This window comes from Mycobacterium sp. ZZG (assembly GCF_054786995.1).
In genome coordinates, this window is record NZ_JBTBFV010000004.1 from 182,830 (window position 1) to 198,047 (window position 15,218).

Here is a 15,218-nt window from a genome sequence, read left to right on the forward strand (position 1 = left end):
ACCCGTTGCGGGCGTGGGGTTTTCGCCGCTTGATCGTCGTCAGACGGCGTTCTTGAGGTCGTCGACCTTGTTGAGCTGCTCCCACGGCAACTCGATGTCGGTACGGCCGAAGTGCCCGTACGCCGCAGTCGGTGCGTAGATCGGGCGCAACAGGTCGAGGTCGCGGACGATAGCGCCGGGACGCAGATCGAACACCTCGCCGATGGCCTTCTCGATCTTGACCGGGTCGACGGTCTCCGAGCCGAACGTCTCGACGAACAGACCCACGGGTGCGGCCTTGCCGATCGCGTAGGCGACCTGGACCTCGACACGCTCGGCCAGGCCCGCGGCGACGACGTTCTTGGCCACCCAGCGCATCGCGTACGCGGCCGAGCGGTCCACCTTCGACGGATCCTTGCCGGAGAACGCGCCGCCACCGTGACGGGCCCAGCCGCCATAGGTGTCGACGATGATCTTGCGGCCGGTCAAGCCGGCGTCGCCCATCGGGCCGCCGAGCACGAACTTGCCGGTCGGGTTGACCAGAATGCGCGGATTCGAGGTGTCCAGCGTGTCGTGGCCCAGTTCGGTCAGCACCGCCTCGATGACGTGCTGCTTGATCTCTGGAGCCAGCTGGCTCTCCAGATCGATGCCGTCGGCGTGCTGGGTGGACAGCACGACGGTGTCCAGGCGCACCGGGGTGGTGCCGTCGTATTGCACGGTGACCTGGGTCTTGCCGTCGGGACGCAGGTAGCCCAGGGTGCCGTTCTTGCGAACCTCGGTGAGCTTGCGCGACAACCGGTGCGCCAGCGCGATCGGCAGCGGCATCAGCTCGGGAGTGTCGGCGATCGCGTAGCCGAACATCAGTCCCTGGTCGCCGGCGCCCTGCGCGTCCAGCGGATCAGCGGCACCCTCCACCCGGGTCTCGTGGGCGGTGTCGACGCCCTGGGCGATGTCCGGAGACTGTGCACCGATACCGATGTTGACACCGCAGGTGAGGCCGTCGAAACCCTTGTCGGAATGGTCGTAACCGATCTCGAGGATCCGCGACCGCACGGTGTTGGTGATGTGGGCGAACGCTTCCTTGGCGTTGGTCGTCACCTCGCCGACGACGTGGACCTGACCGGTTGTCACCAGCGTCTCCACCGCGACGCGGGACTTCGGATCGTCGGCGAGCAGCGCGTCGAGCACCGAGTCGCTGATGGCGTCGCAGATCTTGTCGGGGTGTCCCTCGGTCACCGACTCACTGGTAAACAGCCGAGCTTCACTCACGTCCGATTCCTTCCACTCAAGCGAACCTGAGATAGTTAGTCAGTCAACTTACCCGCGAGGGTCGCACCGCTCCGGGCGCCCCTAGCACCCAAGCGTGTCCCCCCGCTGCGCGCAACCTTTACACGCACGCTGACTGGTCTTACCAAAGCTTGTACGGCGTCACCCGCCACCGGAGTGCAGGACAGCCGCGATCGCGTCCACAATACGGCTCGCCATGACGGTCTTCGAACCGTGCTCCAGCGCTGTCTCGGTTCCGTCGGCGGACAGCAGCCAACCATCGTTGTGGTCGACCTCGAAGGCCCGGTTCTCGCCGACCGCGTTGACGACCAGCAGATCGCAGCCCTTGCGCGCGAGTTTGGCGCGCGCATGGAACAGCACGTCGCCGTTCGCGTCGCCGGTCTCGGCGGCGAACCCGACGATGGCGGCCATGTTCGGCAGCTGCCCATCACGGCGGGAGCGGACCGCTCCGGCGAGCACGTCGTCGTTGCGGACCAGCTCGATGGCCGGGTCGCCCTCCTCAGAGGGGCCCTTCTTGATCTTGGTGGCGACCGGGTTGGCGGGCCGGAAGTCGGCGACCGCGGCGGCCATCACCAGCACGTTGGCGTCGGGGGCGTGCTTGGACACCGCGTCCCGCAGTTGGGTCGCCGACCCGATGTGCATCACGTGCACCCCGGCCGGGTCGATGAGCCCGGCGGTGTTTCCCGCGATCAGCGTCACCTCCGCGCCGCGCTGGGCCATCACCCGAGCCACGGCGTAGCCCTGCTTGCCGGAGCTGCGGTTGCCGATGAAGCGCACGGGATCGATCGGCTCTCTGGTGCCGCCGGCGGTGACCAGCACCTTCACGCCGGCCAGGTCATAGGGCAGCGCGTCGCCGCGGGCCAGCAGCAGCTGGGCCAGCGTGCTGATTTCCTCAGCCTCGGGAAGGCGGCCGGGGCCGGTGTCGGCGCCGGTGAGACGCCCGGAGGCGGGTTCCATCACGATCGCCCCGCGGCGGCGCAGCGTCGCGACGTTCTCGACAGTCGCCGGGTGCAGCCACATCTCGGTGTGCATCGCCGGCGCGAACAGCACCGGACATCGCGCGGTGAGCAGCGTCGCGGTCAGCAGGTCGTCAGCGCGTCCGATCGCTGCGCGGGCGAGCAGGTCGGCAGTCGCCGGGGCCACAACGACGAGATCGGCGTCCTGACCGAAGCGGACGTGTGGCACCTCGTGGACGTCCTGGAACACCCCGGTGTGCACCGGGTTGCCGGAGAGTGCTTCGAAGGTGGCGGCACCGACGAAGCGCAGCGCCGATTCCGTGGGGACGACCCGGACACTGTGACCGGCCTCGGTGAGCTGACGGACCAGCGTGGCCGCCTTGTAAGCGGCGATGCCACCGGCTACGCCGACGATGATCCGCTTGCGCTCCACTACGAAAGGCCCGCCCGGTTACTCGCCCTCGGTGTGTTCGAGGAGGTCACCGTGGATCTCGCGCAGTGCGATCGACAGCGGCTTCTCCTGCAGGCCGGGCTCGACCAGCGGTCCGACGTACTCAAGGATGCCGTCGCCGAGCTGGTTGTAGTAGTCGTTGATCTGGCGCGCCCGCTTGGCTGCGTAGATCACCAGCGCGTACTTGCTCGACGCGCGGTCGAGCAATTCGTCGATGGGCGGGTTGGTGATGCCCAGGGGTGTGTCGTAGGCGCTGGCTGCCGACGGATCGATGTCGACCGCGGCGGACTGCGGGGTGCTCACGTAGAGGATCTCCTCAAAGTCTGGATGTCAGGGCCTAATCACGCCGTACCGGAGTGTGGGCCACCAGCAAGGATACCAATTCGGCGCATGCAGACTCCAATTGAGTGTTCACGACGACCGCGTCGAAGTCGCCCTGCGCGGCCAGTTCATCTCTGGCGGTCTGCAACCGGCGCGCCCTCACCTCGGGTGTCTCGGTGCCGCGACCCACCAGCCGGCTCTCCAGCACCTCCCAGCTGGGGGGCGCCAGGAATACCGTGACGGCCTCGGGCAGCGCCTGCTTGACCGCGCGCGCACCGGCGAGGTCGACCTCGATCAACACGGGCCGACCCGCAGCCGTGGCCTCGCGCACCGGTCCGGCAGGGGTGCCCGAGCGGTGCAGCCCGCCGTGGATCTCGGCCCATTCGAGAAGGGCACCCTCGTCGATGAGCTGCTGAAACTGCTCTGCCGTCACGAAGAAGTAGTCCACGCCCTCGACTTCACCGGGCCGCGGGGCCCGCGTGGTGACCGAGACGCTGAAGTACAGGTCCACGACCCGCTCACGCAGGCAGCGCACGATCGTGGACTTTCCGACGGCAGACGGGCCGGACAACACCAGGACCGTCGCCCTGGACGCGCTGTCCGGCCCTCCGCCCTCGCTCACAGCCTGTTAGGAGAAGTCGAACTTTTCCAGCAGGGCCTTGCGCTGACGGTCACCCAGCCCGCGCAGCCGGCGCGTCGGGGCGATCTCGAGTTCGGTCATGATCTCCTGCGCCTTGACCTTGCCCACCTTGGGCAAAGCCTCCAGCAGCGCCGAAACCTTCATCTTGCCCAGGACTTCGTCGGTCTCTGCGTCCTTGAGCACCTGCTTGAGGTTGGTGCCGCCGCGCTTGAGCCGGTCTTTGAGCTCGGCTCGTGCTCGACGTGCGGCAGCAGCCTTCTCCAACGCTGCCGCGCGCTGTTCGTCGGTCAACTGGGGAAGGGCCACGGGTTTCCTCCGTATCGTCCATCAACTGATTTGTCTGGGCCGGTGGTGGTGTGAACCAGAACCAGCCAGCGTGGACGACCGTACCCACGCCGACAGACGAAAGCTAACCCCACCCCCGGCTTGTCGCATCAAAACCCCAGCGTGTAGGGCGCTATTGGGCAGTCACCACCGGACTGCCGGGACGCTCGTCACGTACCCCCGAGTCACCCTTACCGCACCAAACGACCTGCATATGGCCGGTATTTGCAGTCTCAGGCTGTTTGCCGACAGAAGTTCGTCACGGGCACCCGGCGGTGACGCGGCGTCCAGGCGCGAAACTCTGAGAATTTCGCTGGTCATCGCGTGTCGGGCGTGTCGCAGGGACTCTTGGCGAGAAGGCTCGCTATTTCGCCAGGTAGGCGACGGCGTCGCGCATCCGCGCGGCGGCATCGCGCAGGCCTGTGATGTCCGGACCCGCCCGCAGCACCTCCCGCGAGACGGCGGGCAGCAGCTGGCCGGGAAGGGCGCCTCCCAGGCCGCCCAGCGCCTCGGGACGCCCGCCCTGGGCGCCGACGCCCGGCACGAGCACCGGACCGTCGAGCGCACCCACATCGGGCGGTTCGGCCAGCGTCGCGCCGACCACCACTCCGACGGTGCCCGGGCCGGCCGTGCGATTGACCTCGGCGGCCGCGTCGACGATCGACTGCGCGACGGTGCGCCCGCCGGCGTCCGCGCGCTGCACGCTCGCGCCCTCGGGATTGGACGTGGCGGCCAGCACGAAGACCCCGCGGCCGTGGGCGCGGGCGGTGTCCAACAGCGGCTGCAGGGAGCCGAAGCCCAGATACGGCGATGCCGTGACCGCATCGGCGGCCAGAGGTGAGTCGCCGGCCCATGCGGCCGCGTACGCAGCCATGGTCGAGCCGATGTCGCCGCGCTTGGCGTCGGCGAGCACCAGCACGCCGGACCGGCGTAGCGCCGCGATCGTGGCCTCCAGCACGGCGTATCCGGCCGAGCCGTACGCCTCGAAGAACGCCACTTGCGGCTTGACCACCGCGAAGCCCTCGAACGCGGCCACGCACGTCTCGCTGAACGCCGCCAGCCCCGCGGCGTCGGTGGTCAGGCCCCAGGATCGGAGCAGCTCCGGATGCGGGTCGATGCCGAGGCACAGCGGTCCGCGGCGCGCCACCGCGGCCCTCAGGCGGTCACCGAACCCGCCCGCGGTCACGAGCCCAGCACCGAGTGCAACTCCTGCAACGACATCACGCCGATGTCCCCGCGGATCGCCGCCTCGATGCCTTGGACCGCGGCCGAGGCGCCCTGCACCGTCGTGACACACGGGATGTTCATCGACACCGCCGCCGAACGGATCTCGTAGCCGTCCACGCGGGGCCCGGAATTGCCGTACGGGGTGTTGATCACCATGTCGACCTCCCCGGCCCTGATCGCGTCGACCGCAGACCGCGCGGGCCGGTCCGGAGTCGGCTCCTCGAAGTGCTTGCGCACCTCGTCGCACGGAATCCCGTTGCGCCGCAACATCTCCGCAGTTCCCTCGGTGGCCAGAATGTGGAAGCCGAGGTCGGCCAGACGTTTGACCGGGAACACCAGTGAGCGCTTGTCGCGGTTGGCCACCGACACGAACACGGTGCCCTGCACCGGCAGCGAGCCGTACGCGGCGGTCTGACTCTTGGCGAACGCGCTGCCGAAGTCGTGGGCGATGCCCATCACCTCCCCGGTGGACTTCATCTCCGGGCCGAGCAGCGAATCGATCTGTGCACCGTCGGCTTTGCGGAACCGGTGGAACGGCAGCACGGCCTCTTTCACCGCCACCGGCGCGCTGCGCGTGGTGGTCGCGCCGTCGCCGGTGCGGGTCAGCACACCTTCCTCCCTCAACTCGGCGATGGTGGCGCCGAGCATCACCCGTGCGCACGCCTTGGCCAGCGGGACTGCGGTGGCCTTGGACACGAAGGGCACGGTGCGGCTCGCCCTGGGGTTGGCCTCCAGCACATAGAGCACATCGTCCTTGAGCGCGTACTGCACGTTGAGCAGTCCCACCACGCCGATCCCGAACGCGATCGCCTCGGTGGCACGCCGGACCGCCTCGATGTCGCTGCGCCCCAGGGTCACCGGCGGCAACGCACAGGCAGAGTCGCCGGAGTGGATACCGGCCTCCTCGATGTGCTCCATCACCCCGCCGATGTACACCTCGGTGCCGTCGCAGAGCGCGTCCACGTCGATCTCGATGGCGTCTTCGAGGAAGCGGTCGACCAACACCGGGTGCTCGGGAGAGAGCTGGGTGGCCCGGGTGATGTAGCCCTCCAGTGTCTTCTCGTCGTAGACGATCTCCATGCCGCGGCCGCCGAGAACATAGGACGGCCGGACCAGTACCGGATAGCCGATCTCGGCGGCGATACGGCGGGCCTGATCGAAGCTGGTGGCCATGCCGAACCGCGGCGCGGGCAGTCCCGCGGTGGTCAGCACCTCTCCGAAGCGGCCACGGTCCTCGGCGAGGTCGATGGCCTCGGGCGGGGTGCCCACGATCGGGACCCCAGCCTTCTCCAGGCGTTCGGCGAGCCCGAGCGGAGTCTGCCCGCCGAGTTGGACTATCACTCCGGCCACTCCGGGCCCGCCGACGCCGGATTTCTGCTCGGCGTGGTAGATCTCCAGCACGTCCTCGAACGTCAGCGGTTCGAAGTAGAGCCGGTCCGCGGTGTCGTAGTCGGTGGACACCGTCTCCGGGTTGCAGTTGATCATCACGGTCTCGAAGCCCGCATCGCTGAGCGTGGTCGCCGCGTGCACGCAGCTGTAGTCGAATTCGATGCCCTGCCCGATGCGGTTGGGCCCGGAGCCGAGGATGAGCACCTTCGGCCGATCGGTCTGCGGGGCGACCTCGGTCTCGGCGGCCGGGTCCAGCTCGTAACTGCTGTAGTGATACGGCGTCTTGGCCTCGAACTCGGCGGCGCAGGTGTCGACGGTCTTGTACACGGGGTGGATCCCGAGGCGTTGCCGCAGCGCGCGCACCCCCATCTCCCCTGCCAGTTCCGGACGCAGCGCGGCGATCTGGCGGTCCGACAGGCCGTGATGCTTGCTGCGGCGCAGCAGCTCGGCGCCCAGCACCGGCGCGTCGATCAGTTCGGCGCGCAGGCGCACCAGCCCGCTGATCTGGTCGACGAACCACGGATCCACCCCCGACGCGGCCGCGACCTGCTCGACGGTGGCGCCCAGCCGCAGCGCGTACTCGATGTCGTACAGCCGGCCGTCGGTCGGCGTGCGCAGCCGCTGAAGAACCGCGTCGACGTCGCCCTCGGGGTCGGGACCTGTCCAGAAGCCGGTGCGGGTGCTCTCCAGCGAGCGCATCACCTTGCCGAGCGCCTCGATGAAGTTGCGGCCCAGCGACATCGCCTCACCGACCGATTTCATCGTGGTGGTCAGGGTGGCGTCGGCGCCGGGGAACTTCTCGAACGCGAACCGGGGCGCCTTGACCACGACGTAGTCGAGCGTCGGCTCGAAGGAGGCCGGCGTCTCCTTGGTGATGTCGTTGACGATCTCGTCGAGCGTGTAGCCGATCGCGAGCTTGGCCGCGATCTTGGCGATCGGGAACCCGGTCGCCTTGGAAGCCAGCGCCGACGACCGCGACACCCGCGGGTTCATCTCGATGACGATGAGGCGGCCGTCTTGCGGGTTCACCGCGAACTGGATGTTGCAGCCGCCGGTGTCCACGCCGACCTCGCGCAGGATCTCGATGCCGAGCGTGCGCATGGTCTGGTATTCGCGATCGGTCAACGTCATGGCCGGCGCGACGGTCACCGAGTCCCCGGTGTGCACGCCCATCGGGTCGAAGTTCTCGATCGAGCACACCACCACGACGTTGTCGTGACTGTCGCGCATCAGCTCGAGTTCGTATTCCTTCCATCCATAGATGGACTCTTCGATCAGCACGTTCGCTGACGGCGACGCGGCCAGGCCGTCACCGGCCATCCGCTCGACCTCCTCGGCCGAGTAGGCCATGCCCGAGCCCAGGCCGCCCATCGTGAAGCTGGGCCGCACCACCACGGGCAGGCCGAGCTCGGCGACCGTTTCGCGCACCTCGTCCATGGTGAAACAGACGCGGCTGCGGGCGGATTCACCGCCGACCTTGGTGACGATGTCCTTGAACTTCTGCCGGTCCTCGCCGCGCTGGATCGCGTCGAAGTTGGCACCGATGAGCTCGACGCCGTAGCGGTCCAGCGCGCCGCTCTCGTACAGCTTCACCGCGGTGTTCAGCGCGGTCTGCCCGCCGAGAGTGGGCAGCAGCGCGTCGATCTTGTTGCCGCGCTCGGCCTGCTGGGCGATCACCTTCTCGACGAACTCGGCGGTGATCGGCTCCACGTAGGTGTGGTCGGCGTACTCGGGGTCGGTCATGATCGTGGCCGGGTTCGAGTTGATCAGCGTGACCTGCAGGCCTTCGGCCCGCAGCACCCGGCACGCCTGTGTGCCGGAGTAGTCGAACTCGGCGGCCTGGCCGATCAGAATCGGGCCCGACCCGATGACCAGGACATGGTTGAGGTCGCAGCGACGCGGCATCTGTTACTTCTCCTCTTCGGCGCCGCGAGCGTGCGTGTCTGCACACGACACACCGCGGAAACTCGGACAAAAGCGCGCGCTCGCGCGCGTCGACAGCGCGGTATCTGTCACTGGTTCTCCGCCATGAGGTCGATGAACTGGTCGAACAGGTACTCCGCGTCGCGCGGGCCCGCGGCGGCCTCGGGGTGGTATTGGACGGAGAAGGCGCGGCCGTCGCGCAACCGGACTCCCTCCACCACACCGTCGTTGGCGCAGGTGTGGCTGACCTCGGCCTGACCGAACGGGGTGTCGAAGGTCTGGCCCGCTTCGCCTTCCAGCGCGAAGCCGTGGTTCTGGGCGGTGATCGACACCCGTCCGGTGGCATGGTCCATCACCGGGATGTTGATGCCGCGGTGGCCGAACACCATCTTGTAGGTGCCCAATCCGAGCGCCCGGCCCAGGATCTGGTTGCCGAAGCAGATGCCGAACAGCGGGATCCCGGCGTCGAGCACGTCGCGCGTGACGGCGACGACGTGGTCGGCGGTCGCCGGGTCACCGGGGCCGTTGGACAGGAAGACACCGTCGGGCTCGAGTTCGGCGATGCGCTCGAAGGTGGTCGAGGACGGAAGCACCACACTGCGGATTCCGCGCTTGGCGAAGTTGCGCGGGGTGTTGGTCTTGATTCCCAGGTCCAGCGCGGCGACGGTGAACCGTTGCGGCACTTCCGGTTCGACCACGTAGTCGGCGGCGGTGCTGACCTCACCGGCGAGGTCGGCGCCGAGCATGGCCTCCTGCCCGCGGACCCGGGCCACCAGTTCGTCGACCGGAGCCTCGGCGGCGACACCGCTGAAGATCCCCGCCTTCATCGAGCCGCGGCTGCGCAGATGGCGCACCACCGCACGGGTGTCGATACCGCCGATCCCCACGATGCCCTGGCGCGTCAGTTCCTCGTCGAGGGTGCCGGTGGCGCGCCAGTTCGACGCCCGCGGCGACGGGTCGCGCACGGCGTATCCGGCCACCCAGATCTTGTCGCCGCGGCTTTCGCTGTCATCGTGGTTCCAGCCGGTGTTGCCGATCTGCGGTGCGGTGGCGACCACGATCTGGCGGTGGTAGCTCGGGTCGGTCAGGGTTTCCTGGTAACCCGACATGCCGGTCGAGAACACGGCTTCACCGAGCGTCTCGCCGACCGCGCCGAAGGTCGTGCCGGTGAACACCCGGCCGTCCTCCAGCACCAGTAGGGCCTTGTTCGTCATGCGTTCTCCTCGGGACACCATTTGGCGTAGTCACTGCGGTTGTCGGCGCGGAAGCCGGTGTCGATCTCGGTCCCCGACGGCAGTCGCCACCGGATCGCCAGGATGGCGTCGTGGGACTGGGCCTCCCCCCCGGTCGCCCCGCTCCTTCCCCCGAGGATCACCTTGCCGGCGAGGTTCTTCACCGTGCGGATCTCCGAGATCGCGTCGTCAGGCATCCAGATCGGCCCGGCGCCGGTGCGCTGCAACATGATTCCCTCGGGGTAGCGGGTGAGCACGGCCTTGGCGCGGAACCCGAGGTCGCCGGCGGCGACCCGGTCGTTCCAGTGCGGGGCCAGCGTGCTGCCGATGTAGAGGCCCTTGGTGGCCGGCACGAGTGCCGGGCCGACGGTCTCAGGCAGCGGCGGCAGGGTGCCGATCATCTCGGCCTGACGCTGCACGCGGCGCCGCCACCCGCGCATCATCGCCTGGATGAGCACCGCGATCAGCAACGCCAGGATCGCCGCCATCACCAGCGAGGCGACCAGCGTCGGGGTGTTCATCCGTGCACCTTCCCGTCGCGGGCGGTGATCTTGCCCCGCAGCAACGTCGTCGTGACCACGGCGGGCAACTCCATGTCCTGGTAGGGCGTGTTGTCCGACCGGCTGGCCAGATCCGGCCCCTTGACCGTCCACCTCGCTGCGGGGTCGACCACGGTCAGGTTGGCCGGCTCCCCTACCTCAAGCGGCCTGCCCTGATCCGGCAGCCCGACGATCCGGGCCGGCGCCTCACTCATCACCCGGGCCACGTCACGCCAGGTGATCAGACCGGGGTCGACCATCGTCTCGACGATGACGGACAGCGCGGTCTGCAGGCCGAGCATGCCGGGCCGCGCGTTGGCGAACTCGCACATCTTCTCGTGTTCGGCATGGGGCGCGTGATCGGTGGCCACACAGTCGATCACCCCCTCGGCGAGGGCCTGACGCAGCGCGACCGCGTCACCGGCCTCACGCAGCGGCGGGTTCACCCGGTTGCGGCCGTCGTAGGTCTGCAGCCGCGTGTCGTCGAGCAGCAGATGGTGCGGGGTGACCTCGGCGGTGATCGCGATGCCCTGTTCCTTGGCCCACCGCACCAACTCCACGGTGCCGGCCGTGGACGCGTGGCAGATGTGCACCCGGGCGCCGGCATCGCGGGCGAGCAGCGCGTCACGGGCCACGATCGATTCCTCGGCCGCGCGCGGCCAGCCGGCCAGCCCCAGCCGGGCGGCGTTGGGACCCTCATGGGCGACGGCGCCGACGGTCAGGCGCGGCTCTTCGGCGTGCTGGGCGATCAGCACGCCCAGACCCGACGCGTACTCCAGCGCGCGCCGCATCACCAGCGGATCGTCGACACACACACCGTCGTCGGAGAACATCCGCACCCCTCCGGCGCCGGCGGCCATCAGCCCCATCTCGGTGAGCTGCTTGCCACCCAGGCCGACGGTGACCGCGCCCACCGGGTGCACGTCGACCAGACCGACCTGCTGGCCGCGGTGCCACACGTGGTCGGTGACCACCACCGAGTCGGCCACCGGATCGGTGTTGGCCATCGCGAACACCGCGGTGTATCCCCCGAGAGCCGCTGCGGCCGAACCGGTTTCGATGTCCTCGGCGTACTCGCGGCCGGGTTCACGCAGGTGGGTGTGCAGGTCTACGAAGCCCGGCAGCAGGATCTGCCCGTCGCAGTCGATGAGTTCGTCGGCGGTCAGGTCCTGACCGATGTCCGCGATCTGCCCGTCGCGCACCAGCACGTCGACCGGCTCACCCTCGCCGTAGAGACGCACCGACTTGAGTACCACCGGCGGAGTCATGCGCTGATCGCTTCCTGCTCGGATCCGACGAGCAGGTGGAACAGCACCGCCATCCGGACGTGGACACCATTGGAAACCTGTTGCAGCACCGCCGATTGCGACGAGTCCGCCACCGAGTACGCGATCTCCATACCGCGCAGCATCGGCCCGGGGTGCAGCACGACGGCGTGCCCGGCCAGCCGGGACTGCCGCTTCTCGGACAAGCCGTAGCGCACCGAGTACTCCCGCGAGGAGGGGAAGAAAGCGCCGTTCATCCGCTCGGCCTGCACCCGGAGCATCAGCACGGCGTCGGCCAGGGGCAGCTCGGCGTCGAGGTCATGGGACACCGTCACCGGCCAGTCGGCGACGCCCACCGGCAGCAGGGTCGGCGGCGCGACGAGCACGACCTCGGCGCCGAGGGTGTGCAACAGCGCCACATTGGACCGGGCGACGCGGCTGTGCAGCACATCCCCGACGATCACGACCCGCCGACCTTCGACGGAGCCGAGCCGCTGCCGGATGGTCAGCGCATCCAGCAGCGCCTGGGTGGGGTGTTCGTGAGTTCCGTCACCGGCATTGATGATGGAGGGGCTCTCCGAGGGGTCGTCCGCCACCAGCGTCCAGGCGGCCAGTTGCTGGGCCGCGCCCGAGGCGGGGTGACGGATGATCAGCGCGTCGGCGCCGGCGGCGCGCAGGGTCAGCGCGGTGTCGCGCAGCGATTCCCCTTTGGCCACAGACGATCCCGAGGCGCTGACGTTGATCACGTCCGCGCTCATCCACTTGCCCGCGACCTCGAACGACACTCTGGTGCGGGTGGAGTTCTCGTAGAACATCGTGATGATGGTGCGGCCCCGCAGGGTGGGCAGCTTCTTGACCTCGCGCCCCACCAGCGCTTCGGCGAACCGGTCGGCGTTGTCGAGGATCGCGGTCGCGTCGTCGCGGCTCAGATCGGCCGCGGTCAGCAGGTGCTTCACCTGGCAGGCCCTCCATAGGGTGCGATGCGGACGCCGTCGTGTCCGTCGTCCTCGGTGAGGCGGACCTTGACGTTCTCGGCGCGCGATGTCGGAACGTTCTTGCCGACGTAGTCGGCGCGGATCGGCAGCTCGCGGTGACCACGGTCGACGAGCACCGCCAGCTGGACCGATTTGGGCCGGCCCAGGTCGCGCAGCGCGTCGAGCGCCGAGCGCACCGACCGACCGGAGTACAGCACGTCATCGACGAGCACCACCAGCGCTCCGTCGATCCCGCCGTCGGGGATGGAGGTCTCCGCGAGCGCGCGGGGCGGCTTGGTCATCAGATCGTCGCGGTAGAGCGTGATGTCGAGCGCCCCGTGTGCCACCTCGACGCCACTGAACTCGGCGATGTTGCGGGCCAGCCGGGTGGCGAGAGTCACACCGCGGGTCGGGATCCCGAGGAGAACGACCCGCGGGCCGTCGGGACCGTCGAGCGCGGTCTTCTCGATGATCTGGTGGGCGATACGGGCAATAGTGCGGCTGACGTCCGCGGCGGACATCAGCTCCCGGTCGTGACCGGAATGGTCGGGTGCGCCCACGAGGAGCCGGACCTCCTTCTCCGCCTCACGGGACGGATCGTTAAAGGATGTCGGAAACTTCGGCGAGCTTAGCACCGACGGAAGGTGGCGACGTATTCGGCAGGTAGCCTCGGCCAAATGAATCTCGACCGCAACAAGGCCTCCATCGTCGATGCGATCGACGCAGGACTGCTGGCGGGCGCAGTCACGCTCGTGTGGCACGCCGGCGAGGTGCGCCAGGTCAACGAGCTGGGTTACCGAGACGTCGAGGCCCGGCTACCGATGCAGCGCGACACGATCTTTCGCATCGCGTCGATGACGAAGCCGGTGACGGTGGCCGCCGCGATGTCGATGATCGAAGAAGGCAAGCTGCGGCTCACCGACCGGGTCGCGACGTGGCTGCCGGAGCTCGCCGACATGCGGGTGCTCGTCGAGCCCCGCGGACGCCTCGACCGCACCGTGCCCGCGCAGCGCCACATCACCGTCGAGGACCTGATGACCCACCGCAGTGGGCTCGCGTACATGTTCTCAGTGCTCGGCCCGCTGTCGGACGCGTACCGCAAGCTGCCGACCCGCCAGGATCAAGACCGCTGGCTGGCCGAACTTTCGGCGCTGCCGCTGGCGCACCAGCCCGGCGAGCGCCTGACCTACAGCCACGCCACCGACGTGCTGGGCATCGCGCTGTCGCGGATCGAGGGCAAACCGCTCAGCGAGGTACTCACCGAACGGATCCTGGGCCCATTGGGCATGTCGGACACCGGTTTTCACGTCGGCACTACCGGCAGGCGCCGTGCGGCCACGATGTACCAGCTGGACAACGACAACACGCTGCGCCACGACGTGATGGGGCCGCCGCCGATCGTGGATCCCCCGTTCTGCACGGGCGGCGCCGGGCTGTTCTCAACCGTGGACGACTACCTGCGCTTCGCCAGGATGCTGCTCGCCGGCGGGGAGCTCGACGGGGTCCGGGTGCTGTCCGAGGAGTCGGTCGAGTTGATGCGCACCGACCGGCTGACCGACGAGCAGAAGCGCCAGGACTTCCTCGGTGCGCCGTTCTGGATCGGCCGCGGCTTCGGGTTGAACCTCTCGGTGGTGACCGACCCCGCAAGGTCACGGCAGTTGTTCGGCCCCGGCGGCCTCGGCACGTTCTCCTGGCCCGGCGCCTACGGCACGTGGTGGCAGGCCGATCCGTCGGCGGATGTGATCCTGATCTATCTGATCCAGAACATGCCGAATCTGACCGCGGACGCGGCCGCTGCGGTCGCCGGGAACACCTCGCTGGCGAAGCTGCAGAGCGCACAGCCGAAGTTCGTACGCAGCACGTACCAAGCGCTGGGCCTCTGAGCGAGCCTCTCCAACGCTAAATGTCGGTGGGTGGTTGTAGCGTCGGGTTTATGTTCGAAAGTGTGTTCGATGTCGATTTCGATGTTGATGAGGGGGCGTCGCAGGCCGAGTTGCGGGCGGTGGTCGAGCGGTGTGAAGCGCTGAAGTCGGCCGCGGCCGCCGCCCAGGCCCGCGCGACCGCGTTGTGGGCGGCCAAACGCCGCGCCGCCGAGGACGCCGCCGGGATCCGCGCCGAGCGGCGCGGTAAAGGGTTGGCCTCCGAGATCGCGTTGGCCCGCCGTGATGCCCCGGTGTGCGGGGGACGGCATCTCGGGTTCGCCCAGGCCCTGGTCGAGGAGATGCCCTACACGTTGGCCGCGCTGGCGTGCGGGGCGCTCTCGGAATGGCGGGCCACCCTGATCGTGCGGGAATCCGCCTGCCTGTCGGTGCAGCATCGCCGCCAACTCGATGAAGAGCTGTGTGCCGATCCGTCGCGGTTGACGGGGTGGGGCAACAAGCGCGTGGAGGCCGAGGCCAAAAAGGTCACCGCCCGCCTGGACGCCGCCGCGGTGGTGGCACGTTCAGACAAAGCCGCCGCCGATTGTGCGGTGTCCTGCCGGCCGGCCCCCAACACCATGGTCTACGTCACGGTGCGGCTGCCGCTGGCCCAAGGGGTCGGGCTGTACGCGGCCTGCCGGCGGGCCGCCGACACCAGCGGGGACGGGCGCCCGCGCGGGCAGGTGATGGCCGAGACGATCTATGAACGCGTCACCGGGCATCCCGCTGCCGGGCCGGTGCCGATCGCACTGAATCTGGTGATGGCCGACACCACCCTGGCCGGTGATGACG

At 68.8% G+C, this 15,218-nt stretch carries 13 protein-coding genes and 1 pseudogene; 2 read left to right on the forward strand and 12 right to left on the reverse strand.

The window, feature by feature from the left end; translation table 11 throughout:
- Nucleotides 1-39 precede the first annotated feature (39 nt).
- The 12 genes from metK to pyrR form a co-directional block, all read right to left on the reverse strand.
- Nucleotides 40-1,248, reverse strand: a complete 1,209-nt coding sequence (gene metK / locus ACXMYJ_RS04620; RefSeq protein WP_260752111.1) for a methionine adenosyltransferase — start codon at nt 1,246-1,248, stop codon at nt 40-42.
- 159 nt (nt 1,249-1,407) lie between these two features.
- On the reverse strand, nt 1,408-2,655 hold the full coding sequence (gene coaBC, locus ACXMYJ_RS04625; protein ID WP_460354314.1) for a bifunctional phosphopantothenoylcysteine decarboxylase/phosphopantothenate--cysteine ligase CoaBC: 1,248 nt from the start codon (nt 2,653-2,655) through the stop codon (nt 1,408-1,410).
- A gap of 18 nt (nt 2,656-2,673) precedes the next feature.
- Nucleotides 2,674-2,976 carry a DNA-directed RNA polymerase subunit omega gene (gene rpoZ, locus ACXMYJ_RS04630; protein WP_260752109.1) on the reverse strand — a complete coding sequence of 101 codons (303 nt, stop codon included), beginning with the start codon at nt 2,974-2,976 and terminating at the stop codon, nt 2,674-2,676.
- Nucleotides 2,977-3,010: 34 nt separating this feature from the next.
- A complete protein-coding gene (gene gmk / locus ACXMYJ_RS04635; RefSeq protein WP_460354318.1) occupies nt 3,011-3,616 on the reverse strand; it encodes a guanylate kinase in 606 nt (201 codons plus the stop codon).
- A gap of 6 nt (nt 3,617-3,622) precedes the next feature.
- A complete protein-coding gene (gene mihF, locus ACXMYJ_RS04640) occupies nt 3,623-3,940 on the reverse strand; it encodes an integration host factor, actinobacterial type (protein ID WP_003932123.1) in 318 nt (105 codons plus the stop codon).
- A 382-nt stretch (nt 3,941-4,322) separates the two neighbouring features.
- On the reverse strand, nt 4,323-5,144 hold the full coding sequence (pyrF, locus tag ACXMYJ_RS04645; RefSeq protein ID WP_260752094.1) for an orotidine-5'-phosphate decarboxylase: 822 nt from the start codon (nt 5,142-5,144) through the stop codon (nt 4,323-4,325).
- Nucleotides 5,141-8,479 carry a carbamoyl-phosphate synthase large subunit gene (carB, locus tag ACXMYJ_RS04650; RefSeq protein ID WP_260752093.1) on the reverse strand — a complete coding sequence of 1,113 codons (3,339 nt, stop codon included), beginning with the start codon at nt 8,477-8,479 and terminating at the stop codon, nt 5,141-5,143. The genes pyrF and carB overlap by 4 nt, the downstream gene beginning before the upstream one ends.
- Nucleotides 8,480-8,586: 107 nt before the next feature.
- The gene (gene carA, locus ACXMYJ_RS04655) at nt 8,587-9,711 is read right to left on the reverse strand and encodes a glutamine-hydrolyzing carbamoyl-phosphate synthase small subunit (RefSeq protein WP_260752090.1); all 1,125 of its coding nucleotides are present in this window, start codon (nt 9,709-9,711) and stop codon (nt 8,587-8,589) included.
- Nucleotides 9,708-10,250, reverse strand: a complete 543-nt coding sequence (locus tag ACXMYJ_RS04660; RefSeq protein WP_260752088.1) for a PH-like domain-containing protein — start codon at nt 10,248-10,250, stop codon at nt 9,708-9,710. Before ACXMYJ_RS04660 ends, carA begins: the two co-directional genes overlap by 4 nt.
- Entirely contained in the window at nt 10,247-11,536 is a 1,290-nt protein-coding gene (locus ACXMYJ_RS04665; RefSeq protein WP_460354324.1) for a dihydroorotase, read from the reverse strand. Before ACXMYJ_RS04665 ends, ACXMYJ_RS04660 begins: the two co-directional genes overlap by 4 nt.
- Nucleotides 11,533-12,489 carry an aspartate carbamoyltransferase catalytic subunit gene (locus tag ACXMYJ_RS04670; protein ID WP_260752086.1) on the reverse strand — a complete coding sequence of 319 codons (957 nt, stop codon included), beginning with the start codon at nt 12,487-12,489 and terminating at the stop codon, nt 11,533-11,535. The genes ACXMYJ_RS04665 and ACXMYJ_RS04670 overlap by 4 nt, the downstream gene beginning before the upstream one ends.
- A complete protein-coding gene (pyrR, locus tag ACXMYJ_RS04675) occupies nt 12,486-13,067 on the reverse strand; it encodes a bifunctional pyr operon transcriptional regulator/uracil phosphoribosyltransferase PyrR (protein ID WP_396884537.1) in 582 nt (193 codons plus the stop codon). Before pyrR ends, ACXMYJ_RS04670 begins: the two co-directional genes overlap by 4 nt.
- A gap of 117 nt (nt 13,068-13,184) precedes the next feature.
- On the opposite strand from pyrR, the gene ACXMYJ_RS04680 reads away from it, so the two are divergent.
- Both ACXMYJ_RS04680 and ACXMYJ_RS04685 read left to right on the forward strand, forming a co-directional pair.
- Nucleotides 13,185-14,390, forward strand: coding sequence for a serine hydrolase domain-containing protein (locus tag ACXMYJ_RS04680; protein WP_460354327.1), 1,206 nt, complete (start codon nt 13,185-13,187; stop codon nt 14,388-14,390).
- 50 nt (nt 14,391-14,440) lie between these two features.
- Nucleotides 14,441-15,218: pseudogene (locus tag ACXMYJ_RS04685) on the forward strand (HNH endonuclease); the annotation flags it as partial.

Coding starts and splice junctions, on each gene's coding strand:
- ACXMYJ_RS04665 (WP_460354324.1), bottom strand. CDS start 11,536: ATGACTCCGCCGGTGGTACTCAAGTCGGTGCGTCTCTACGGCGAGGGT.
- carA (WP_260752090.1), bottom strand. CDS start 9,711: ATGACGAACAAGGCCCTACTGGTGCTGGAGGACGGCCGGGTGTTCACC.
- carB (WP_260752093.1), bottom strand. CDS start 8,479: ATGCCGCGTCGCTGCGACCTCAACCATGTCCTGGTCATCGGGTCGGGC.
- ACXMYJ_RS04680 (WP_460354327.1), top strand. CDS start 13,185: ATGAATCTCGACCGCAACAAGGCCTCCATCGTCGATGCGATCGACGCA.
- ACXMYJ_RS04660 (WP_260752088.1), bottom strand. CDS start 10,250: ATGAACACCCCGACGCTGGTCGCCTCGCTGGTGATGGCGGCGATCCTG.